This window comes from Glycomyces albidus, assembly GCF_009451885.1.
Classification (GTDB): domain Bacteria; phylum Actinomycetota; class Actinomycetes; order Mycobacteriales; family Micromonosporaceae; genus Glycomyces; species Glycomyces albidus.
The window spans coordinates 19364-41719 of record NZ_WIAO01000041.1 but is presented as its reverse complement, the minus strand read 5'-3'; the positions used below and the strand labels follow the sequence as shown (position 1 = coordinate 41719).

At 72.0% G+C, this 22356-nt stretch carries 16 protein-coding genes and 1 riboswitch; of the genes, 8 read left to right on the top strand and 8 right to left on the bottom strand.

Annotated features, from left to right (window positions below; all coding sequences use genetic code 11):
* From GFD30_RS22840 to GFD30_RS22810, 7 genes are all read left to right on the top strand, one after another.
* Positions 1-586 (top strand): ECF subfamily RNA polymerase sigma factor, BldN family (locus GFD30_RS22840; RefSeq protein WP_153027471.1); only part of this gene is annotated, 586 nt, incomplete at its 5' end.
* A gap of 316 nt (positions 587-902) precedes the next feature.
* Positions 903-2060 (top strand): DUF5667 domain-containing protein, encoded by a 1158-nt coding sequence (locus GFD30_RS22835; RefSeq protein ID WP_153027470.1) that lies wholly within the window; start codon positions 903-905, stop codon positions 2058-2060.
* A gap of 236 nt (positions 2061-2296) precedes the next feature.
* Positions 2297-3202 carry an HAD family hydrolase gene (locus GFD30_RS22830; RefSeq protein WP_322633524.1) on the top strand — a complete coding sequence of 302 codons (906 nt, stop codon included), beginning with the start codon at positions 2297-2299 and terminating at the stop codon, positions 3200-3202.
* A gap of 5 nt (positions 3203-3207) precedes the next feature.
* Positions 3208-4302, top strand: a complete 1095-nt coding sequence (locus GFD30_RS22825) for a hypothetical protein (protein ID WP_153027469.1) — start codon at positions 3208-3210, stop codon at positions 4300-4302.
* Positions 4303-4391: 89 nt separating this feature from the next.
* Entirely contained in the window at positions 4392-5189 is a 798-nt protein-coding gene (gene folP / locus GFD30_RS22820) for a dihydropteroate synthase (protein ID WP_153027474.1), read from the top strand.
* 162 nt (positions 5190-5351) lie between these two features.
* Positions 5352-5465: riboswitch (SAM riboswitch) on the top strand.
* A 14-nt stretch (positions 5466-5479) separates the two neighbouring features.
* Positions 5480-6742, top strand: a complete 1263-nt coding sequence (gene thrC / locus GFD30_RS22815; RefSeq protein WP_153027468.1) for a threonine synthase — start codon at positions 5480-5482, stop codon at positions 6740-6742.
* A 377-nt stretch (positions 6743-7119) separates the two neighbouring features.
* Positions 7120-8157, top strand: a complete 1038-nt coding sequence (locus GFD30_RS22810; protein WP_153027467.1) for a GNAT family N-acetyltransferase — start codon at positions 7120-7122, stop codon at positions 8155-8157.
* Between the two features lie 4 nt (positions 8158-8161).
* On the opposite strand, the gene GFD30_RS22805 is transcribed toward GFD30_RS22810, so the two are convergent.
* From GFD30_RS22805 to GFD30_RS22775, 7 genes are all read right to left on the bottom strand, one after another.
* Positions 8162-9181: a glycosyltransferase gene (locus tag GFD30_RS22805; protein WP_194202078.1), complete on the bottom strand. Its 1020-nt coding sequence runs from the start codon at positions 9179-9181 to the stop codon at positions 8162-8164.
* Positions 9182-9279: 98 nt separating this feature from the next.
* The gene (locus GFD30_RS22800; protein WP_153027465.1) at positions 9280-10221 is read right to left on the bottom strand and encodes an NAD-dependent epimerase/dehydratase family protein; all 942 of its coding nucleotides are present in this window, start codon (positions 10219-10221) and stop codon (positions 9280-9282) included.
* A gap of 612 nt (positions 10222-10833) precedes the next feature.
* On the bottom strand, positions 10834-13140 hold the full coding sequence (locus tag GFD30_RS22795) for an AAA family ATPase (protein ID WP_322633522.1): 2307 nt from the start codon (positions 13138-13140) through the stop codon (positions 10834-10836).
* A gap of 63 nt (positions 13141-13203) precedes the next feature.
* Positions 13204-13404, bottom strand: coding sequence for a hypothetical protein (locus tag GFD30_RS22790; protein WP_153027463.1), 201 nt, complete (start codon positions 13402-13404; stop codon positions 13204-13206).
* 24 nt (positions 13405-13428) lie between these two features.
* Positions 13429-15327 (bottom strand): right-handed parallel beta-helix repeat-containing protein, encoded by a 1899-nt coding sequence (locus GFD30_RS27645; protein WP_153027462.1) that lies wholly within the window; start codon positions 15325-15327, stop codon positions 13429-13431.
* A gap of 335 nt (positions 15328-15662) precedes the next feature.
* Positions 15663-17291, bottom strand: a complete 1629-nt coding sequence (gene groL / locus GFD30_RS22780; RefSeq protein ID WP_153027461.1) for a chaperonin GroEL — start codon at positions 17289-17291, stop codon at positions 15663-15665.
* A gap of 289 nt (positions 17292-17580) precedes the next feature.
* A complete protein-coding gene (locus GFD30_RS22775) occupies positions 17581-18534 on the bottom strand; it encodes a hypothetical protein (RefSeq protein WP_153027460.1) in 954 nt (317 codons plus the stop codon).
* Positions 18535-18725: 191 nt separating this feature from the next.
* On the opposite strand from GFD30_RS22775, the gene GFD30_RS22770 reads away from it, so the two are divergent.
* The gene (locus GFD30_RS22770) at positions 18726-20264 is read left to right on the top strand and encodes a peptide MFS transporter (protein ID WP_153027459.1); all 1539 of its coding nucleotides are present in this window, start codon (positions 18726-18728) and stop codon (positions 20262-20264) included.
* Positions 20265-20360: 96 nt separating this feature from the next.
* On the opposite strand, the gene GFD30_RS22765 is transcribed toward GFD30_RS22770, so the two are convergent.
* On the bottom strand, positions 20361-22064 hold the full coding sequence (locus GFD30_RS22765) for a metallophosphoesterase family protein (RefSeq protein WP_153027458.1): 1704 nt from the start codon (positions 22062-22064) through the stop codon (positions 20361-20363).
* Positions 22065-22356: the final 292 nt, after the last annotated feature.

The following is a 22356-nucleotide window of genomic DNA, read 5'->3' as shown; positions in this document are numbered from 1 at the left end:
CGACCACCACGAGGACCAGGTCGACGGCGACGAGGTCGCCGACCTCGTCGCCCGCGCCCAGGACGGCGACCCGGGCGCCTTCGGGGAGATCTACGACCGCTACAGCGACACGGTCTACCGCTACATCTACTTCCGCGTGAACAACGCCCAGCTCGCCGAGGACCTCGCGTCCGAGACGTTCCTGCGGGCGCTGCGGCGGATCTCCAGCTTCAGCTGGCAGGGCAGGGCGTTCGGCGCGTGGCTGGTGACCATCGCGCGGAACCTCGTGGTCGACCACTTCAAGTCCGGCCGGTACCGCCTCGAGATCGTGAAGCCGGACGTCCTGGGCGCCGACGCGCAGGACAGCGACCCGTCCACCTCGCCCGAGACCGCCGCGCTGGAGAAGCTGACGAACGCGACGCTCCTGACGGCGGTCAAGAAGCTCAACCCCGACCAGCAGGAGTGCATCGTGCTCCGCTTCCTCCAGGGTTTCACCGTCGCCGAGACGGCCCGCACCATGGGCAAGAACGAAGGCGCCGTCAAGGCGCTCCAGTACCGGGCGGTGCGCACGCTCGCCCGGTTGCTGCCCGACGGCTTCCGCGGCTGAGAGGCAGTCCGATCCCCGGCCACCCCGTCCCGACCCGGCCCGGCGCCGCGGTCGGGAACCCGACAGAACCCGTTCATCCCAAGGGCTCCGGCCCGCCATCCCGAAACCGACGGTCCGCCTCACGGACCGCAAGTGCCAGGTCAGGGCCGCTCGTCGGCCCTCTGCCGCCGCGAGATCCAGCCGCGGCCACGACGATGTGGTCCCGGTCGCAAGGTTCGCGGCGAACCGTAACCTCAGGGGCTACTCGTGCGTTGTTCTCAGTACAGGAGCAGGATCCATGCAGTGAGAGGGGGTGTGCCCGGTGACATTGAACCCTATGGAGCGCCGACGCGCGGAGGAATTCGCGCGGCTGCTTGACTCAGGCGGTTCCACCCTCCCTCACTCGCGCCGCAGCGCGGACGCATCGGGCGCGTCAGCAGAAGCAGAGGCGTACGCCGAACTCGTCGGCGTCACCGAACGGCTCGGCGGACTGGGCGACCAGCTCGTCAACGCCACCCGGCCGTCCCGGGAGTGGCACGACGCCACCCGCAGGCGGCTGATGGCGGTCGCCGCGGAAGAGGGCATCGGCGTCACCGCCAGGCACCGCGCCAGCGCGGCCGTCCCCGAGACGAAGCGGCCGCCCGTCCACGACGAGATGTTCCCCCGCCGCCCCCGCGGCGGCCGGCGGATCGCGATCGTCGCGGCCCTCCTCACCGGCACCGTCGCCATCTCCGGAGTCTCCGCCGCCTCGGGCGACGCCCTCCCCGGCGAGACGCTCTACAACGTCAAGCGCTCCACCGAGCGGGCGCAGCTCGCCCTCGCGGGCAACGACCTCGGCCGCGCGCAGCTCTACCTCGAGTTCGCACGCACGCGCATCCAGGAGGCGGCGCTCGTCGCCGACGACGACGAAGCCGCCGCGAACGCGCTCGGCGACGCCGCGACCGAGCTCAAGAGCGCCAGCGCGCTCCTCGGCGAGCTCGCCGTGTCGAACGGCGACCCCGCGCCGCTGGACTACCTCGACCTGTTCGCCAACGAGCACCGCTGGGTGCTCGACGACCTCGTCAGCGGGCTCGACGGCGAAGCGCGGGACGCCGGCGAGGAGCTGGCGTCCGTGCTCGAGGCCGCGGCGCTGCGGTCGGTGGAGCTGCGCGGCGCGCTCGACTGCACCGATCCGGGCGGCGACTCCGACGAGCTCGGTCCGATCCCGGGCTCGTGCGCGCAGAACGCCGTCGACGGCACCCCCGACGCCGAACCGGGCGCGAGCAGCGGCACCGGCGAGGACACCGGCGGCGACCCCGCCACCGGCGAACCCGACGAGGACCAGGACGGCGGCGCCGCGACCGGCGCGGACCCGTCCGAGGACGAGGGCACGCCCCTGTCCGACCCGACCGGCGGCGGCACGAGCAGCCCCGTCGGCGACGACACCACCGGCACGGAGGAAGAGGACGACGTCCTCGGCGAACTGACCGGGATCGTCTCAGACCTGTTCGATTGATCACCCGCCGCGGCAGCGCGGCCGGAACCAAGGCAAGGTGCGGAGCACGGGACCGGGGCGGCGTCGTCCGCCCCGGTCCCCTTGCACGGAACGGGCGGAGCGAACCACGCATTTCCGCCCAGCAGCCGCCTCGGGACGCGAGCGGGGCCATAACATGAACAAGGCCACACTGGAAATTTACCGGGCTCGCGTCCTCGCGTTACAGGCCGTCTGCCTTGGGCTTGTAGGCTTTTAGGGTGTCTGAGATCGAGGCTTCATTCAGCGCCTCCGCCACACCCCGACCGAACGCCGTCCGGGGCGGCGGCGTCGCCCGCACGCAGTCAAACGCCCACTCCGTCGTCGTCGAGCCCGACGCGCCCGGCGAAGACGAACTCGCCCACATCCCCTCCGCGGCGTTCTTCGACGTCGACAACACGCTCATGCACGGCGCCTCCACCTACTACCTGGCCCGCGCGCTGGCCCGCCACGGCGTCCTGTCGGGGCGCGACATCCTCGGCTTCGCCTGGAAGCAGGCCCGCTTCAAGTTCCAGGGCATCGAGAACCACGGGCACATCTCGTCCATCAAGTCGTCGGCGCTCGAGCTCGTCGCCGGGTTCCCGGTCGACGAGATGCGCGCCCTGTGCGAGGAGGTCGTCGACCGCGACATCTCCCCGCGGATCCTCGCGCCGGTCCGCCGGCTCGCCGAGCGGCACCTCGCGGACGACCAGGAGGTCTGGCTCGTCACCGCCAGCCCGGTGGAGCTCGCCGGGGTCCTCGCCTCGCGGCTGGGCCTGACCGGCGCGCTCGGCACGATCGCCGAGATCGAGAACGGCTGCTACACCGGCCGGCTCGTCGGCGACCTCATGCACGGCCCCGCGAAGGCCGAGGGGATCGCCCAGCTCGCCGCCGAACGCGGCCTCGACCTGGCCCAGTGCACCGCCTACTCCGATTCGGCGAACGACCTGCCGATGCTGCGGAAGGTCGGGCGCGCCATCGCCGTCAACCCGGACACGCGCCTGGCCCGCCAGGCCCGCCACCACGGCTGGCCGGTCCTCGACTACCGGCGCGGCCGCCGCGCCGCGAAGCTCGCACTGCCCGCCGCGACCGCCGCCGGCGTCGGCGCGGGCCTGCTCTACCTGTACAAGTCCCGCGAACGCGACTAGCGCCGTTGGACACCGCGCAGCGCCTGACGCTCGCCGGGACGGCGGTCCTCGCCGTCGCCTGGCTGGCGTGGCCGTCGCCCGACCGCCCCGAGACCGCGGCCGCCCCGGTGGTGCCGACGGTGTGGGAGACGTGGGACGCCGAACCGGTCGACTGGCCCGGCGTGGTCGACGGCCGGGCGTGGACGCCGGTGCAGGTCCTCGACGACGGCGGTGCGGGGGCGGGCGCGGCGCTCGGCACCGATGAGGCCGGGAACCTGCTCTATGTGGAGCTCGACGGCAGCGGGGACGCGGCCGTGTCGGTCGTGGCCGAGCCCGGCGGGGTCCCCGGCGTCATCGCGACCGCGGCCACCGACGAGCGGCTCGCATGGATCGCGTCGGTCCCGGACGAGCGGGGCCGGGTCGTCTCCGAACTGTGGACGGCCCCGCGCGGCGAGGACGGCCGGCCGGGCGCGGCGTCGCTGCTGACGGCCGACACCGGGGACGTGATCGCCGCCGGCTCGGCGTACGACCTCCAGTTCGCCGCCGAAGGGCTCCACTGGCTGTCGACCGCCCGCGGGGCGACGCTGGTGACCGAGCACCGGTCGGTCCCGGTCGAGGGCGGCGAGGTGACCGTGACCGGGCACCTCGGCGCCTGGCAGGCGGCCGCGTGGCCGTGGCTGGCCAGCGCCGGCTCGGACTCGCTGGGCGGCGCGCGGCTCGTGCGCACCGACACCGGTGCGGGCGTGCAGGTCTTCTCCGGTTCGGAGGAGCTGACATTGTGCTCGGCGACGTGGTGCCGGCTCATCGTGAACGCCGAGGACGGCGCCCGCGTCGACCTCGTCCGTCCAGACGGGACGGAGCGGGTGACCGTGGCGGAGGGCTTCACGTCCGCGGTGTCGCCCGACCCGGGGCTGATCGACCGGTTCGAGCCGCTCGCTGAGAACCGGACGGCCACCGGCGAGGGCACCGAGGTGACGCTGTTCGACCTGCAGGCGGGCGAGGCGTACCTGGTGGCGTCGCGCGCCGGCCGGACCGGGGCGGACGCGCGGAGCCTGTGGTGGTCGACCGGGACCGGGGAGCTCCTGGTGTGGCACGTGCTCGACCTCACGGACCTCGCTTGATGCGAGGCGTTCACGCGCCGGGCGCGAGTAACGTCGATGCCGTGACCACTCCGCACAGCGCCCCGGACGGGCCGGCTCGCCCGCAGATCATGGGGGTCCTCAACGTCACCCCCGACTCGTTCTCCGACGGCGGGCGCTATCTCGACTTCGGCGACGCGGTCGCGCACGGCGAGCAGATGGGCGCCGAGGGCGCCGACCTCATCGACGTCGGCGGCGAGTCGACGCGGCCGGGGGCCGAGCGGGTCGACGCGGCGACGGAGACGTCCCGGGTGGTCGACGTGATCGCGGCGCTCGTCGAACGGGGCCTGGCGGTCTCGATCGACACGACGCGGGCCGCCGTGGCGGCGGCCGCGATCGAGGCGGGCGCGAGCGTCGTCAACGACGTCTCGGGCGGCCTGGCGGACCCGGACATGGCGCGGGTCGTGGCCGACACGGGCGTGCGGTGGGTCCTCATGCACTGGCGCGGGCACTCGAGCGACATGCAGCGGCTGGCGCGGTACGAGAGCGTGGTCGCCGACGTGAAGGCCGAGCTCGAGGACCGGGTCGAGGCGGCCCTGGACTCCGGTGTGGACCGCGAGCGGCTGATCCTGGACCCGGGCCTGGGGTTCGCGAAGACCGCCGAGCACAACTGGCGGCTGTCGGCGCACCTGGACGAGTTCGTGGCGCTGGGGTACCCGGTGCTGTTCGGGTCGTCGCGGAAGTCGTACCTGGGGCGGCTGCTGGCGGACGAGAGCGGGAAGCCGCGCCCGGTCGGGCAGCGGGAGGCCGCGACGCTGGCGACGTCGGTGCTGGCGTTCGAGGCCGGCGTGTGGGGGGTCCGGGTGCACGACGTGGCCGGGACGGCGGACGCGCGCGCGGTGTGGCTGGCGACGCGCGCGGCGCGGTAGCCGACGGATCGCCGACAGAGCCCGGTCGGGCCCGGGTCGGCGGCGCCGGGACGGACCTGCGGGTTCGCGCCGTCCGGGGCGGGGCGCGCTACCGCGATCGCGTCTCGGAAGTTGGAACGGTTGTTGCCGATTCATGCAACACACCCGTAGCATTCGCCTCGTACTTCATCCAGAGCAGCTGAGGGGTCCGGCCCTGCGACGCTGCGGCAACCACCGTCCCGCCTCCGTGCGGCGGCAGGTGCCAATTCCGGCCCGCCAGCGCGGGGAAGATGAGGGAGGAGCCTTCTCGTATGTCCAATGCACTGTTCGCCGACAGCCCGGCCAAGGGCCTGGTGTGCCGCAACTGCAACGCCACGTATGACCTGGTCGCCCAGCACGCCTGTTGGCAGTGTTTCGGGCCGCTCGAGGTCGACTACGATCCTGAAGAGCTCGCGAAGGTGACGCGCGAGCGGATCGAGGCGGGGCCGCAGAACATCTGGCGGTACGCGCCGCTGCTGCCGGTCGGCGTCCACCCCGAGGACCGGGTGAGCCTGAACCCCGGCCTGACCCCGCTCATCGACGCGAAGCACCTGGCGAAGGCCCTGGGGATGCGCAAGCTCTGGGTCAAGGACGACAGCGCGAACCCGACCCACTCGTTCAAGGACCGGGTCGTGTCGACGGCGGTGTCGGCGGCCGTGAAGCTCGGCTTCGACCGGTTCGCGTGCGCGTCGACGGGGAACCTGGCGAACTCGGTCGCGGCGCACGCCGCCCGCGCCGGGGTGCCGTCGATCGTGTTCATCCCCTCGGACCTGGAGCCGGGCAAGATCGTGCAGTCGGCGATCTACGGCGGCACGCTCGTGGCCGTGCAGGGCTCGTACGACGACGTGAACCGCCTGTGCTCGGAGCTGACGGAGACCGACGAGTTCGAGTCGACCGCGTTCGTCAACGTGAACATCCGCCCGTACTACGCCGAGGGGTCGAAGACCCTCGGTTACGAGGTGGCCGAGCAGCTCGGCTGGCGGCTGCCCGAGCAGGTCGTGGTCCCGATGGCGTCGGGCGAGCTGCTCACCAAGATCCACAAGGCGTTCGAGGAGACCGCGGAGATCGGCCTGACCGAGACGGGCAAGGTCCGCATGTTCGGCGCCCAGTCGGCGGGGTGCAGCCCGATCGCGGACGCGTTCGACGCCGGCACCGACGTGATCACCCCGGTCAAGCCGACGGGGATCGCCAAGAGCCTCAACATCGGCGACCCGGCGGCCGGGCCGTACGCGATCGAGGCGTGCCGCTCGACGGGCGGCGGGATGGCGAAGGTCTCCGACGACGAGATCCGCGACAGCGTGAAGCTCCTCGCCGCGACGACCGGCGTATTCGCTGAAACGGCCGGCGGCGTGGTCGTGGCTACGCTCCGTAAGCTCTTGGAGTCGGGGCGGCTCGATCCGGAGGCCGAGACGGTCATTTACAACACCGGTGAAGGCCTGAAGACTTTGGACGCCGTGTCGTCGCTGGTGGGGCCCACGCACACGGTGAAGCCGTCGCTGAAAGCAGCCAAGGAAGCCGGATTGCTGCAATCTTAAGTGGAGCGAGGAGTTCGGAATGCGGGCTCGTCAAACGCTTTCCGAACTCCTGAAATTATCACTCTCAGTGACCGATGTGAAGGTCTTTGTCGGGTACCCGACAAAAAGAAGCCAAGTTCGGGTCTTGACCGTATTCACTGAATGAGTAAGAATTCTTGTGCGGGAGGCCGCAGATGTCCTGTCGCCACTCACCCGGTTGACTGCGAGTCCTGGGGCTAGAACGTGTCGAGCAGCGCCAGCCGGTGTCAGGAACTGCGGTCTCCCGACCAACCGCCCCCGGTCGACGGATTACCGGAACCCCGCTCCCCCAAACCTTCCCGCCGCGGCTGCGCGCTATCGGCTTGCCCCGCACCGCGGTCCTCTGCCAGGCTCGGGCCATGACGCACTTCGACATCGTCCCCGTGGACCCCTCGGACCCCTCCCTCGTCGAGTCCTGGCTCGCCGCACAGGAAGCGGTGCACGAGCACGACTTCCAGGGCCTCCGCCCGTTCAACCCGCACCAGGTCCTCGTCGGCCTCGTCGTCCACGACCCCGACAGCCGGCGCGAGCACTGGGCGGCCGTGTGCGACGGCCAGGTCCTCGGCTACCTCGGCATCGCCCTCCACGACCGCGACAACACCCACCTCGCCGGCTTCCAGCTCGGCGTCCACCCCGCGTCCCGGCGCCGCGGCATCGGCTCGGCCCTGCTCCGCCACGCCGAAGAGCGGGCGCTCGAAGACGGGCGCACCAGCCTCACGAGCTGGGTCGACCTGCCGAGCGAGCACTCCCCCGACGTCCGCGGCGACGGCGGGCCGTTCCTGATCGCCAAGGGCTACCAGCGGTCCCTCGAAGGCGCCCTGCGCGTGTGCGAACTCGCGGCGGTCGACGACGACGCGCTCGACCGGCTGTGGGACGAGTCGTGGAAGCGGGCCGAAGGCTTCGAGCTCACCGTCTACCACGGGGTCCCGAACCAGCGGATCATCGAAGGCGTCGCCTACCTCCACGCCCGCATGTACACCGACATGCCCCGGGGAGACTGGGACCTCCAGGAGGCCGCCATCACCGCCGACACCGTCCGCGCCTGGGAGCGCCAGCGCCTCCAGCGCGGAGTCCTCAACATCCAGGCCGCCGTGATCCACAAGGAGAGCGGCGACGTCGCCGGGCTCACCGAGATCCATGTCCAGGCCGGCGACGAGCGGCACTGCCTCCAGGGCGACACCATCGTGGACCCGCGCTACCGCGGCCACCGCCTCGGCACGATCCTCAAGATCGCGAACCAGCGGCGGCTGTGCTCGATGCGGCCGTGGATGCGGTACGTGTGGACCGGCAACGCCGTGGCGAACACGCACATGATCGCCATCAACGAGTCCGTCGGGTACCGCCTCGCCGGCGCCAACGCGGTGTTCCAGAAGAAGCTCGGCTCCCCCTCGGCGTAGCGGCCTACCGGACGAGCCGCTCGTGGATGCGGCGGCGCTCGGCGTGGAGCTCGGCGATGCGCTCGCGCGCCGCCTCGTCGCCGCCGCGCGCGGCCTCCCGGAGGCCGTGGATCTCGTCCTCCAGGTCGAGGCCGCGCCGGTTGAGTTCGAAGAGGCTCTCGGTGACCTCCGGTTCGGGGGTCTCGCGGATGATCCTCGCCCCGGCGGCGGTCACGCCGAACGGGGCCAGCCGCGCGGCGTCGAGCTTGAACGCCCGCCGGTGCCCGGCGACCTTGTCCATGCGGTCGCTGCCCTCGCTCTGCATATGGGAGAGGCCGGTGTGGGCGTACAGCCACCAGGGGGTCTCGCCGTCGAGGTGCCGGACGTTGTAGTCCCAGGGGACGAGGGCCTGCGCGAGGGTGCGGTGGTTGTTGCGGTACACCGTGCGCGGGTCCTCCGCCCGTTCGAGGAGGCTCAGCCCGATCGAGGGGCTGTGGTGGTAGGCGCGGTGCCCGGCCGCCTTCGCGGGGACCCAGTTCACGCCGAGCACGGGCGAGAGGATCACCGACGCCCTGCCACCGCCGGCGAGGTACGCGGCGGCCTCCTCGCGGAGTCGCCCGACCAGGCCGCGGTGGATCGCGTCGTCGTCGTCGAGCCGCGTGGTGAGGACCCAGCCCTTCTTGCGGGCCTTGGCCTCCGCGGCGGTCCACGCGGCGAGGTCGGGCACGAAGTCGCGTTTGAGCTCGGTCTCGGCGATGCGGAGGTACGGGCGGCTCTCGGCCAGGCCGTCGAGGCGCTTGCGCGCCCGGGGCGGCATGTCGCGGTCGACCGCGACGACCCAGACGAAGTCGCGGTCCTCCTGGGCGTCCAGCGAGGCGAGCGTCAAGTGCTCCATCATGAGCTGCCGGTAGGCGAACCACTGCTCGTCGAAGACACCGATCCCATGGCGGGTGGCGATGACGTGCAGGAACTCCTTCGACCGCGGGGCGGCGTCGCGGAGGCGGCGCCGCAGGGCTGCGGCGGCGGACCGTGGGGACAGGCGCATGGGTTCACTTCCTGTGGGCGCGGGCGGGCTCTGTATGAAGAACGCTCCGACCATGTGGACAGTTGTCGGCGTCCAGGTGAACTGTCCGCCAACTCCCGTCACCGCGCAAGTCGGGCGCGCCACCAGTCGAGGGTTTCGGCGAGCGCCGTGTCGGTGTCGGTCGGCTCGTCGCCGAACGTGTCGGTGAATTCCCCGGACTCCATGATGTAGGGGCCGTCCCACTGGTGGCGGGTCTCGGTCATGCCCTTCATCGCGGGCGCGAAGGCGCCGACGACGTGGATGAGGAGCCACCAGGGCAGCCGGGTGACGCGGACGGGGCCGCGGCCGAGGAGGCGGGCCATCGCCTGGACCATCTCGCGCTGGGAGGCGGCGGGCGCGGAGGGGACGTGCCAGGGGCGGCCCCAGGCGCGGTCGTCGCCGCCGAGGCGGATGAGGGCGCGGGCGACGTCGGGGATGTAGGTGAAGGTGTGCGGGGCGTCGGGGTCGCCGAAGACGGTGACGCCCTTGCCTTCGACGACGGGTCGGACGACGCGCTCGCCGAGCATGGCGTCGGCGAGGGCGCCGGGGCCGAAGTAGTCGGAGCCGCGGGCTTCGGTGAAGCGGATGTCGCCGCTACGGTGGAGGGCCATGGCGTCGTTCCACATCCTGATGCGGATCCGTCCCTTGTGCCCGGGCGAGTTGAGCGGGGTGCGCTCGGTCATGGGTTCGGTGACGGGGCCGTAGACGTAGAGGTTGCCGGTGTTGACGAGCCCGGCGCCGTTGTTCTTCGCTGCGGCGAGGATGGCGGCGAACATGGGCGGCCACTCGTCGGCCCACTGGTGGTAGCCGGCGGGGTTGGCGCAGTTGTAGATGACGTCGGCGCCCTTGGCGGCGGCGGTGAGCGCCGCGGCGTCGCGGGCGTCGACCTTGATGTGCTCGATGCCGGGCAGGTCGGGCCCGCCGGAGCGGCTGAGGACGCGCACGCGCTCGCCGCGCGCGGCGAGGATGGAGGCGACGGTGGAGCCGATCTGGCCTTTGCCGAGGATGACGTGGTCGGTCATGGGAGTTCCCTCTCTCAATCGAGAGCAGTGCTCTCTGTTGAGAACAACGATCGCACACTCTCGCCGAGATTGCAAGAGCACTGCTCTCGTTTGTGATCCCCCGCTCTCATTCCCCTGTCGGTCCGGCGCATCGAGGGCCCGTTGCGCACGAGCACACAGCGTTATCCACAAGTAGCTTCTTCGCGTTCGACACTGACTGCCCCTGCCTGTTGTAGTGGATAGCAAAAACGTCATCAGCCGGACCGGCGGGATGGCGGCGACAGATGGGGATTCGCGAACGTCGCCATACCGAGACCGCGCGCGGGAAGCCGCCCGCGCGGCGGTCCCCGCCGGTCCGAACGCTCCGCGCGGAGCATGCGCGGGCGGCCGACCTGACGAGGCCGGCCGCCCGCAAGAACCACACCAGCCCACACGACCACAGCCATCGCACGAACCGGGAGACGTGCACGACCGACCGACACACCGCTGCCGAAACCAGGTCCGCACCAGCGCAACGACAGTACGCGGCCCGCGCACAGGCCGCCGCTCAAACCCCGGCAGGCGAGCGAAGCGCTACAAGACCTCCGCGCCCGCCGAGCCCCACCGGGCCGGACCCCGGCGGGCCGGCGGTGACTAGCCTTCGCGGTTCTGGGCGTAATTCTCGAGGTACTCGAGCTGCTCGGGGTCCAGGCTCGGGCGGACCCGCTCCATCGCCTGCTCCAGGTGCGCCGCGGTGACGATGCTGGCGTCGAGGGATTCGCGCATGGCCGTGAGCGCGGCTTCGCGGATGAGCGCGGCGCAGTCGGCGGCCGAGTAGAGCCACAGCTCGTCGGCGACCGCGTCGAGGTCGACGTCGTCGGCGAACGGCACGTTCTTCGCGTTGGCCCGCAGGATGTCCGCGCGCCCGCGCGCGTCCGGCGGCGGGACGTACACGAGCCGTTCGAGGCGGCCCGGGCGCAGCAGGGCCGGGTCGATCATGTCGGGCCGGTTCGTCGCGCCCACGACGACGACGTCGCGCAGGGCCTCGGCCCCGTCGAGTTCGGTCAGGAGCGCGGCCACCACCCGGTCGGCGGTGCCGCCGTCGGTGCCGCCGCCGCGGACCGGGGCGAGGGCGTCGAGTTCGTCGAAGAACATCAGGGTCGGGCTGGCCTGGCGGGCGCGGCGGAAGAGGTCGCGGACGTTCTTCTCCGATTCGCCGACCCACTTGTTGAGCAGCTCGGAGCCCTTGATGCTCATGACGTTCGCGTGGCCCTCGCCGGCGACCGCGCGCACGATGTAGGTCTTGCCGCAGCCGGGCGGGCCGTACAGGAGGATCCCCCGCGGGGCGTCGATGCCCAGGCGCGTGAAGGCGTCCGGGTAGGTCAGCGGCCACAGGACCGTCTCGGTGAGGGTCTGCTTCAGGGCCTCCATGCCGCCGACGTCGGCGAGGGTGAGGCCGCCGAGTTCGACCGAGTCGCCGGCGAGGCTCGTGGGGCGCACCGACTCCAGGGCGCCGTCGAAGTCGGCGGTCTGGAGGGCCGTGGCGCCGCCGTCCTTGGCGCGCAACGCGGCCCGCACGCCGGCTTCGCGGACCATGACGGCGAGGTCGGAGGCGACGTAGCCGGGGGCGCGGTGCGCGACCGACTCGAGTTTGACGTCTTCGGCGACCTTCATGGAGCGGGTGAAGTAGACGAGGAGGTCGCGGCGGGCCTCGGCGTCCGGCATCGGGACGACGACCTCGTGTTCGAGGCGCGATCGCAGGGCCGCGTCCACGTCCTCGACCCGGGCGGTCGTGCACACCACGGCGTGCTCGCCCGGTTCGGCGAGGACCTCTTCGACGAGGCGGGAGAACATGGTGCCCAACGGGGTCCGGCGCCCGGCGGGGGCCAGGTGCTCGACGCCGCGGACCAGCAGGACCCCCGGGACCCTGAGCGCGGCGACGGCCGAGCGGAGCCGGTCGGCCGCGGCGTTCGCCTCCAGGGCTGCCAGGTCGGAGCCGGAGACCTCGCTGACGGCCGCGCCGACCGCCTCGGCGACCGAGCGGACGATCGTGGCCTTCCCGGCGCCCGACGGGCCCGAGACGAGGACGCCCAAGGCCATGTCGGTGCCGACGACCTTGAGGACCTCGCGGTGGTTGAAGCCGAGGTCGAGCAGTTCGCGCAGCTCCTCGGCGGGGATCTTGGCGCCCGCGAGCTCGTCGTAGGGGATCGCCGCGAGCCCCGGGACCGCCTCGGGCGCACGGGAGTCCGCCGGTGCGGGACGCAGCTCGGAGCGGGACTCGGCACGGGGCTCGGTTCGGGGCCGGGCGGCGGTGCCGCCGTAGGAGGCCGGCATGCGCGCGGCGCGGCCCGGAGACGGCGGCAGGGCCGCGGAGGCCTCCGCGGCGGGGCGGGCCGTGCTCGCCCATTCGACGCGGGTGTCGGAGGTGATCATGGCGCCGCGGGCGGGGCTGGCCTCGACCACGTTGAGCACCATGGTGGTCCAGCCCATGCCGAGCGTGTTGTTGAGGGTGCGCCGGGTCGCGGTGACCGCTTCGCGCGCCGAGGAGCCGAGCTCGATCGGCAGGAGCGACACGTCGTCGCCCTCGCACACGACCTTCGACAGGAGCGCGAGCCGCAGCGTGTCCGGGTCGACCACGGCCACCGCCGACGCCGGGCCGGACAGGACCACCCGGTCGGCGGCCTCCAGGTCGACGGCGGCGAGCCGCACCGGGTCGCCGTCGCGGGCCCCGATGTTGCCGAGGGTGAGGTCGTCGGCGTAGAGGGCGCGGCGGGACGCGTACCGGTCGGCTTCGAGCGCGATCGCGGCCGTCGAGCGCCGCCCGGTGATCCCGACGGCGTCGCCGGGGCGCAGGCCCAGAGCGGTGAGGGCTTCGGGGTGGAGCCGGACGATGCCGCGCCGCGCGTCGAGCGCCGCGCGGGCGCGGGTGGCGGTGAGTGTGAGGGTGCCTGGTTCGGTCACGCGGCCCAGCCTATTACGGCCCGGTGCCGAACGGCGACGCTCGCCTCCCGGCCGGGGCCCGTCCTACTCCTCCGCCGGGCTGAGGTCCATGCGGTAGACGGTCTTGCCGTCCTCGAGGAGGACCGCGGTGGTCGCGCCCTGGTCGGCGAACTCGCGCCAGCGCTCGCCCAGCCACGACTCCGCGTCGCCTTGACTGCCAAGGTCGCTGTCGGGGGTTTCGATGGCGTTGCCGTCGGCGTCTTCGAGCTTCCAGGTCCAAGTCATGGGGCTACAGTACGCGATCGGGCGCTACCAGTCCCAGCGGTCGTGCGAGGGTGCGGTGACGGGTGTGCGTTCGATCTGCACGGGCGCTTCGGGGCGGCGGCGGGGGCCGAAGGCCGCGCCGAGGACGATGAGCGTCCACAAGGGGAGGAGCGCGATCCAGAGCCAGGCGGGGGAGACGGGCATGGGGGCGAGGGTGGCGATGCCGCGGTCGATCGCGTCGAGGACGGCGAGGCCGCCGATGATGGCGGTGAAGCCACCGAGGAGGCGCAGGCCGGAGCTGGACCAGGAGCGTCCGGCGAGGAGCCAGCCGGCGCCCCAGAGGGCGACGGCGAGGGCTTCGTGGTCGGCACGGCCGGACCAGACGGCGAGGACGAAGAGGAGGGCGCCGCAGCCGGTCGCTATGGCGGAGAAGGTCATGGCGCCGGCGCGCGGCGGGTTCGGGGAGCGGGCGGCGGCGAGCCAGCCGGCGCCGGCGAGGAAGAGGAGGGCGGCGGCGAAGGCGACGGCGGCCTGGAATTCGAGGCGGTCGGTGAACTGGGCGCCGAGCCAGTCGCAGGTGGCGGAGAGGTCGTCGGTGCTCTGGAGGCCGCATTCCCAGGCTTTGAGGGAGCGGAGCGGGTCGCCGATGATGCGGGCGGCGTCGGTGCCGCAGGCGGGGAGGACGGCGGGGGCGGTGCGGTGGGTGCCGGGTTCGTCGAAGCAGTTGCCGACGCCGGTGCCGTCCCACCAGAGGTCGAGGCGGTTGCGGTGGCGGGCGCCGTCGTCGCGGATACCGAAGGTGTTGTCGCTGAAGGTGTTGCGGTCGCCGCCGAGGCCGCTTTCCTGGCCGGGGGTGCCCCAGGCGGCGATGGCGGCGGTCTGCTGGTCCCAGATGCGGTTGGCGGTGACGGTGGTGCCGGTGGCGTCGGCGAGGAGGAGGCCGACGCCGGAGGGGTAGGTGCGGTCGGGGCAGAGGACGCCGTCGGCCCAGTCGCGGGTGGCGGGGTCGTCGCAGGCGGCGGTGCCGAGGCGGTGGTAGTGGTCGGTGTTGTTGCCGTAGAGGACGTTGTCGGTGGCGGTGACGTCGGCGGTGGGGCCGGTGTCGGCGATGACGAGTCCGGTGGTGTTGCCGTGCAGGCGGTTCGCGGTGGCGGTGGCGGTGGTGTCGGTGCCGCGGATCTCGATTCCGGCGGTGTTGCCGGTGGCTTCGCAGGCGGTGACGTCGGCGCTGGAGTTCTCGATGAGGATGCCGGCGGTGTCGGCGGCTTCGGCGCGGCAGCCGGTGAGGGCGATGCCGGTGGAGTCGGCGATGTGGAGGCCGGCGCCGTCGCTCTGGAAGGCGGCGACGCCGTCGAGGGCGGCGCTTTCGACGGCGGTGAGGCGGAGGGCGGCGCTGCGGGCCTGGCCGAAGGCGATGCCGCTGAGGTGGAGGCCGGAGGCGGCGTGGGCGGTGAGGACGGTGTCGGCGTTGAAGCGGGCGGAGATCTGGACGTCGTCGGGGGTGTCGCCGAGGCCTTCGATCTGGAGGTCGGGGGTTTCGACGGTGATCGCGGTGTCGACGGTGTAGTGGCCGGGGAGGATCTGGATGCGGGTGCCGGGTTCGGCGGCGGCGACGGCGGCGGGCAGGTCGCGGTGGCCGTCGGCGAGGCAGTCCTCTTGGAGGCGCTCGTTCACGATGCGGTCGTTGTAGTTGACGCCGGCGTTGCGTTCGGTGAAGTCTTCGGCGTCGGCGGTGCAGACGAGGAGGAGGGTGCCGTCGTCGCGGTAGGCGGGCGGTTCGGCTTCGGGCAGGGCCGGGAAGGGGTCGGGTGCGGCGAGGCGGGAGTCGGTGGCGGTGCCGCCGACGTAGCAGGTGAAGACGAGGACGGCGAGCACACCGGTCATGAAGGCGAGGGCGGCCAGGCGGTGGTCGGAGCGGGGCTTGGCGAGGCGTGTGGGGGGCACGAGGACAGGGTAGCCCGGGTCGCACACGGTGTGAAGAGCCGCGAATCGGCTGGGGCGCAAACATTTCGGACACCGGTGCGGCGACGGTGCGGGGTTCTGTAGCGGACGGGTACGGGGGTGAGCGGGTCCTGTAGCCGCCGCGTGCCGGCATGTGCGCGGTGCCGGTGCGGCGTCGCGGCATACCGCCCGTGGTTGGGGCGGTATGCCGCTTGCGCAGCGGCTGCGCCGTCTGCACTGGCAGCCAGTACAGAGAAAGGGAGAACCACTCACTTTACAGTGAGCGGTCCTCCCGTGCAGTACTCAGTCGGCCTGAGTCGGCAACCCCGAAGGGCTGCTTACATCATGCCGCCCATGTCGCCCATGCCGCCGCCGGCGCCGCCGGCGGTCTCCTTCTCCGGGGCGTCGGCGACGACGGCCTCGGTGGTGAGGAACAGGGCGGCGATCGACGCGGCGTTCTGCAGCGCCGAGCGGGTGACCTTGGTCGGGTCCGGGATGCCGGCGGCGAGCATGTCGCCGTATTCGCCGGTCGCGGCGTTCAGGCCGTGGCCGGTGGGCAGGTCGCGGACCTTCTCCACCACGACGCCGCCTTCGAGGCCGGCGTTCTCTGCGATGGCGCGGAGCGGCGCGCCGAGCGAGCGGCGGACGATCTCGACACCGGTGGCCTCGTCGCCCTCGGCCTCGATCTTGTCGAACGCGATCGCGCCGGCCTGGGCCAGCGCGGTGCCGCCGCCGGCGAGGATGCCCTCTTCGACCGCGGCCTTGGCGTTGCGCACGGCGTCTTCGACGCGGTGCTTGCGCTCCTTGAGCTCGACCTCGGTCGCGGCGCCGACCTTGATGACCGCGACGCCGCCGGCGAGGCGGGCGAGGCGCTCCTGGAGCTTCTCGCGGTCGTAGTCGGAGTCGGAGTTCTCGATCTCGGCGCGGATCTGGTTGATCCGGCCCTGGATCGCGTCCTCGTCGCCGCCGCCGTCGACGATGATGGTGTCGTCCTTGGTGATGACGACCTTGCGGGCCTGGCCGAGCAGGGACAGGTCGGTGTTCTCGAGCTTGAGGCCGAGCTCCTCGGAGATGACCTGGCCGCCGGTGAGGATGGCGATGTCGCCGAGCATGGCCTTGCGGCGGTCGCCGAAGCCGGGGGCCTTGACGGCCGCCGACTTGAAGATGCCGCGGATCTTGTTGACCACCAGGGTCGGGAGGGCCTCGCCGTCCACGTCCTCGGCGATGATCAGGAGCGGCTTGCCGGTCTGGGTGACCTTCTCCAGGGTCGGGAGCAGGTCCTTGACCGCGGAGATCTTCTGGTTGGCGACGAGGATGTAGGGCTCCTCGAGGACGGCCTCCATGCGGTCCTGGTCGGTCACGAAGTAACCGGACAGGTAGCCCTTGTCGAAGCGCATGCCCTCGGTGAGCTCGAGGTCCAGGCCGAAGGTGTTGGACTCCTCGACGGTGATGACGCCTTCCTTGCCGACCTTCTCCATCGCCTCGGCGATGATGGCGCCGACGGTGGCGTCGCCGGCGGAGATGGAGGCGGTGTTGGCGATCTGCTCTTCGGTCTCGACCTCGGTGGAGGTGGACTGGAGGTGCTCGACGACGGCCGCGACGGCCTTCTCGATGCCCTTCTTGATGGCGATCGGGTTGGCGCCCGCGGCGACGGCGCGGAGGCCTTCCTTGACGAGGGCCTGCGCGAGCACGGTCGCGGTGGTGGTGCCGTCGCCGGCGACGTCGTCGGTCTTCTTGGCGACTTCCTTGACCAGTTCGGCGCCGATGCGCTCGTACGGGTCTTCGAGTTCGATCTCCTTGGCGACGGAGACGCCGTCGTTGGTGATCGTGGGGGCGCCCCACTTCTTGTCCAGCACCACGTTGCGGCCCTTCGGGCCGAGGGTCACCTTGACGGCCTCCGCGAGGGTGTTCATGCCCCGCTCGAGCCCGCGGCGAGCCTCCTCGTCGAATGCGATCATCTTCGCCATGGCTTATGGCTTCCTTTCGGATAACGTTCGTGGTCGACGGTGAGGCGGCGTTCCCGCGACGGTGGGCCCGCGTGTTGGCGCGGCGGCCCGACCACCTCATCGCGTGTGTTCAGCGTTTAGCACTCCCCAGAGGCGAGTGCCAAGTCAGGTATAGCACTCTCGGCTTGAGAGTGCCAATCCGGGGCGCGAAACAAGTGGTGGAAAGCGCGGGGGGCCGTGCGCGTCGGCGGCCGGGGCGGGCCGGGAGGGCCGCAGGGGGTGTGCGGGCGGTCCGGGAGGCGGCCGGGCGTCACGGCATCGGCCAGGGAGCGCCGGGGTGGCCGGGTTCGCCGGGGCCGGTGTAGTCGCCGGGGGCGGTGACGCCGGACGCTTCGGCGGAGAGGGACGTGGCGGAGACGGGTTCGGCGCGGCCGCGCAGCCACGCGTAGGTGCACAGCGCGGCCGAGAGGATCCAGATCATGGGCGCGAGGAGCAGGAGCGACATGACCGCCTCGGTGAGGATGGTGAGCACGGCGGCGAGCCAGCCGGCGAAGACGGCGTGCCAGACGCCGGCGAGGAGGAGTCCGACGAGGGCGATGACGAGGTTGGCGGCGACGGCGACGAGGACGACGATGACGATGCGGCCGAGCGCGGGCCAGAACGCCGAGTGCGTGAGCTGGATGGAGCGGGCGTAGGGGCTGCGGCGGGCCTCGAAGACGGCCGCGGGGGCCATGAGGCTGAGCGCGAAGACCGCCCAGAGGCCGGGCAGGACGCACAGGACGAGGCCGGCGGCGATGGTGATCCAGGCGAGCAGCAGCCACAGGAAGAAGATTCCGCCGCGCCTGAACCCGAAGGAGAACGCCTCGCCGAGGCTGAGGAAGCCGCCGGCGGCTTCGGCGGCGGCGGTGCGGACGGCGGCGAGGACGGCCGAGCCGGAGACGTAGAGGACGGCGAGGGTGAGGATGAGGCCGATGAGTCCGGCGAGCGCGCCCGGGGAGTATTCGCGGACGAAGGCGCCCCAGTCGGTGACGGTGACGTCGCGCTCGGGGGCGCGGACGTTGTTGTTGTAGGCGCCGAGGATCCAGCGGGGCAGGACGACGCCGATGAGGAGGATGAGGCCGACGGTCCGCCAGGAGCGCTGGACGACGTCGAGGGAGGCGTGCCACCAGTCCTCGAAGGTGTCGGTGACGAGGGGGTCGCCGCCGGAGAACCGGCCGGAGGGCTCCTCGGTGTGCGCGGAGTTCCAGTAGGGATCGTCGCTCATAGGCCGGATCGTAGACCAGGCAACCGTGCATATCAGACAAATGACCGCAGCGCATTCGTTCGGGGGACGCCGGATGCCCGATTCGCCCGCCCGCTGTCGGCGGAGCGGTTAGCGTCGGCAGGTGTCGGCGCGCGCCGCGCCGGGTACAGGTGTGCGCAGCGCATCGCCGATCGGAACGGGAGGGGCCCGAGATGTCCCATCGCGAATACCGCGCGGCCGGCCGCGAGCCGACCTTCTTCGGGCATCCCCGGGGTCTCGCCGTCCTGTTCGGCACCGAGATGTGGGAGCGGTTCAGCTTCTATGGGCTGCAAGGGATCCTGCTGACGTTCCTGACGGCGGGCGTGCTGCAGAACGGGCTCGGGCTGGAGGACACCGTCGCCGTCCCGATCGCGTCGCTGTACTCGGGCGCGGTGTACCTGACGTCGCTGCCGGGCGGATGGCTCGCCGACCGGGTGCTGGGCGCGCGGCGCGCGGTCCTCATCGGCGGCGTGGTCATCATGTGCGGCCACATCTCGATGGCGATCCCCGTCAGCGGCGCGGGCCTGGTGTTCTTCGGCCTGTTCCTGGTCGTGGTCGGCTCGGGCCTGCTGAAGCCGAACATCTCGGTGATGGTGGGCCGGCTGTACGACGGCGACTCGGACGCGCGCCGCGACGCCGGGTTCTCCGTGTTCTACATGGGCATCAACCTGGGCGCGTTCCTCGGCATCCTGATCACGCCGTACCTGGCCGGGGAGGACCGGTGGCACCTCGGGTTCGGCGCGGCCGCGGTCGGGATGGCGCTGGGACTGCTGTGGTACGTGCGCGGGTGGCCGCGCCTGACGCACGCCGGGATCGGGCCCTCGCGGCCGCTCGCGGACGCCGAGCGGCGGAAGGTCGCCCGGATCTGCGCGATCGCGCTGGCGGTGGCGGCGGTCGCGATCGCGATCTGGGCCGCGACCGGGACGCTGACGCTCGCGACGGTGCCGACCGTGGTCACGATCCTGTCGATCGCGGCCGCGATCTGGTACTTCGTGTACATCTTCGGGGAGGCGAAGGACGTCACGGCCGCGGAGAAGGCGGGCCTGCGCGCCTATGTGGGCCTGTTCATCGCGTCGGTCGTGTTCTGGATGCTGTACCTCCAGATGGGTTCGATCCTGACGGCGTTCGCGGCGAACTCGGTGGACCTCGACTCGTGGGGCTTCCACCTGCCGGCCGGCGGGGTCCAGAACTTCAACTCGATCTTCATCCTGGTGTTCTCGCCGGTCTTCGGCCTGATCTGGCTCAAGGCCGGCGAGGGGTTCGGGACGGCGTACAAGTTCGCGCTCGGCGTCGGGATCACGGGCCTGTCGTGGGTGCTCCTGGGCCTGCTCCAGGGCAGCGCCGACGGGGGAGCGCTCGTCGCGCTCGGCTGGATGGCCGTGGTGTACCTGCTGCTGACGTGGGGCGAGCTGTGCGTCTCACCGGTGGGCCTGTCGGTGACGACGCAGCTCGCGCCCGCGACTCTCAAGGGCCAGTTGATGGGCGTCTGGTTCCTCGGCCCGGCCGTGGGCACGCCGCTGGGCGGGCAGGCGTTCGCGTTCCTCGTCCCGAGGGTCGGCGAGCAGGCGTTCTTCTACATCCTCGCCGGGATCGCGATCCTCACCGCGGTGGGGCTCGCGGTGTTCGGCCCGGCGCTGCACCGGCTCATGGGCCGCGGCGGGCACGGCCCGGACGCGGTCATGGAGACGCCCCCGGAACCGCGGACGCGGTAAGAAGCACGGTCGCGGACGCGGTAAGAAGCACGGTCGCGGACACTGTAAGAAGCACCGTCGCGGACGCGGTAGAAAGCACGGCCCCGGCGCGGTCGTTCAGCGGCCGGCGAGCCAGGTGCTCGCCTGGGTCATGAGGCGCCGCACCGGGTTCTGGCGCGGCAGCTCCGCGCTCGAGGGCCCCGGGTGCGCGGCCGGGAAACCGGGCTCGATGAGCCGCGGCTTCAACGGCTCGACCGGCTTGATCCACGAGTCGGTCTCGGACCCTTCCGGATCGGCGGCCCAGTTGCGGCCGGCCCGGTCGAGGCCGATCGCGTAGACGGTGGCGCCGTCCCGGTCCACGCGGATGCGCAGGAAGCACTTCTGGTCGATCACCGACATGCCGGCGAACAGCTCGTTCGCGTTGACGCCCAGCCGGTTCGCGACCACCAGGTAGAGCCCCACCAGCCAGGTCCCGGCCAGGCCGATGATCGGCAGGTACAGCAGGTACGTCAGCCAGGACACGTCGTCGGCCTGCCGGATCAGGAGCGACCCGGCCCACGCCAGCGCCACCTGCGCCAGCCCGTGGATGCCGCCGAGCACGTAGTGCCTGGTCACCCGCCGGCCCTGGCCGGGGTGGGCGAAGGCGACGCCGGCGCCGAGGAGGACGGCGGTGACGGCGACGAACGTCCCGGTGCCCTCCATGATGGACACGGTGGAGATGAGGCCGATGACGGCCATGAGCGCCACGAAGCCCTTGTTCAGCCACGGCAGCCGGGCGAAGATCCCGAACGCATAGCTCAGGGACTTGGCCTTCGACGGGTAGGTCTGGGTGAGCCGGTACTCGCGTTCGGGGGCGTCGGGTTCGGGGACCGACCGCTTCGGGGCCGTGATCGACTCGGGCAGGGTGTGCGTCGGCGACAGGTACGCGCCGCCGCCGCCGGCGCCGATCAGGTGCCGGACGCCGTCCACTTCGGAGTAGTGGGCGTAGTGGTGGCGGTCGCCGGTGAGGATCAGCGGGACCCGGCCGCCGCGGGTGGCGATGACGTCCCGGATGAAGTGGTCGATCCGGTCGAACGAGCGCGGGTCGTCCTCGGTCCACAGCCACGTCGGCTGCGCCACGCACAGGATCACCTGGTCGCCCGGGCGCATCTGCTGGGCCGCGCGCTGGAAGTACTCGATCTGGTTCTGGTCCAGGTGGGTGTCGAACTGGGCGTCGAGCGCGAACAGCCACCACCGGTGCGGCAGGTTCAGCGCGAAGTAGGACCGCTTCTGGAACGTCCGGTAGCCGCCGATCGTGCGGCCCTCGGTGAACTGGCGGGCGAACGCCGTCAGGCCGTCGAACCAGTCGTGGTTCCCCGGGATGGCGTACAGCGCCACCGGGTTCCCGGGGTTCGCGGCCTCGTACGGGCCCTTCATGCGCTGCTCGTACTCGAGCCAGTCCCCCGCCGGGTACACCTCGTCGCCGCCCATGACGAGCACCGACCCGCGCGGCAGCCGCACGGCGCCGCCGTCGCCGTCGGGGACCTCCAGCTCGTCCTGGGCCATGAGGTACGCGATCGAGTAGGTCGCGTTGAAGCCGTCGCCGATGTCGGCGACGTAGTCGATCCACAGCTCCTCGGCGCCGGAGTGGTCGTAGACCGGCTGGGCCCGGTTGCCGATGATCTCGCGCTTGTCCACATAGCCGCCGAACACCCGCGCGAGCCCGAACCGCATGCTCGTGTCCAGGAGCGTCCTCGGCGAGAGCCAGCGCACCGGCTTCTGGGGGACGAAGCGGAGCTCGGTCGGGGTGAGGTCCTTGGGGCGCCGGGGCATAGAGCCCATGATGGCACGTTCTGGGCGCCAACGGAACCCGCGGAAACCGCTTCGGGTGACACGCGGCCGCGGCTTAGACTCGCGCCATGACGGACCCCCGACTCGCCGGCGCCGGCGACATCCCCGAGATCATCCGGCTCCGCGCGATCCTCCTGTCGGAGTGGATGGACACCGCCGACAACGGCTGGCACGCCGCGACCGCTGACATCCTCGCGCGCCGCCTGGCGGCGGCCGAGCCGTCCATGGCGGTCACCGCCGTGGAGGCGCCGGACGGGTCCGGGGCGCTCGCGGCCTGTGCGAC

What these genes read in the sequence shown, in the direction of transcription:
- GFD30_RS22835 (WP_153027470.1), top strand. Translation starts at nt 903, where the DNA reads ATGGAGCGCCGACGCGCGGAGGAATTCGCGCGGCTGCTTGACTCAGGC.
- folP (WP_153027474.1), top strand. Translation starts at nt 4,392, where the DNA reads ATGGGGGTCCTCAACGTCACCCCCGACTCGTTCTCCGACGGCGGGCGC.
- thrC (WP_153027468.1), top strand. Translation starts at nt 5,480, where the DNA reads ATGTCCAATGCACTGTTCGCCGACAGCCCGGCCAAGGGCCTGGTGTGC.
- GFD30_RS22810 (WP_153027467.1), top strand. Translation starts at nt 7,120, where the DNA reads ATGACGCACTTCGACATCGTCCCCGTGGACCCCTCGGACCCCTCCCTC.
- GFD30_RS22805 (WP_194202078.1), bottom strand. Translation starts at nt 9,181, where the DNA reads ATGCGCCTGTCCCCACGGTCCGCCGCCGCAGCCCTGCGGCGCCGCCTC.
- GFD30_RS22800 (WP_153027465.1), bottom strand. Translation starts at nt 10,221, where the DNA reads ATGACCGACCACGTCATCCTCGGCAAAGGCCAGATCGGCTCCACCGTC.
- GFD30_RS22790 (WP_153027463.1), bottom strand. Translation starts at nt 13,404, where the DNA reads ATGACTTGGACCTGGAAGCTCGAAGACGCCGACGGCAACGCCATCGAA.
- groL (WP_153027461.1), bottom strand. Translation starts at nt 17,291, where the DNA reads ATGGCGAAGATGATCGCATTCGACGAGGAGGCTCGCCGCGGGCTCGAG.
- GFD30_RS22775 (WP_153027460.1), bottom strand. Translation starts at nt 18,534, where the DNA reads ATGAGCGACGATCCCTACTGGAACTCCGCGCACACCGAGGAGCCCTCC.
- GFD30_RS22770 (WP_153027459.1), top strand. Translation starts at nt 18,726, where the DNA reads ATGTCCCATCGCGAATACCGCGCGGCCGGCCGCGAGCCGACCTTCTTC.
- GFD30_RS22765 (WP_153027458.1), bottom strand. Translation starts at nt 22,064, where the DNA reads ATGGGCTCTATGCCCCGGCGCCCCAAGGACCTCACCCCGACCGAGCTC.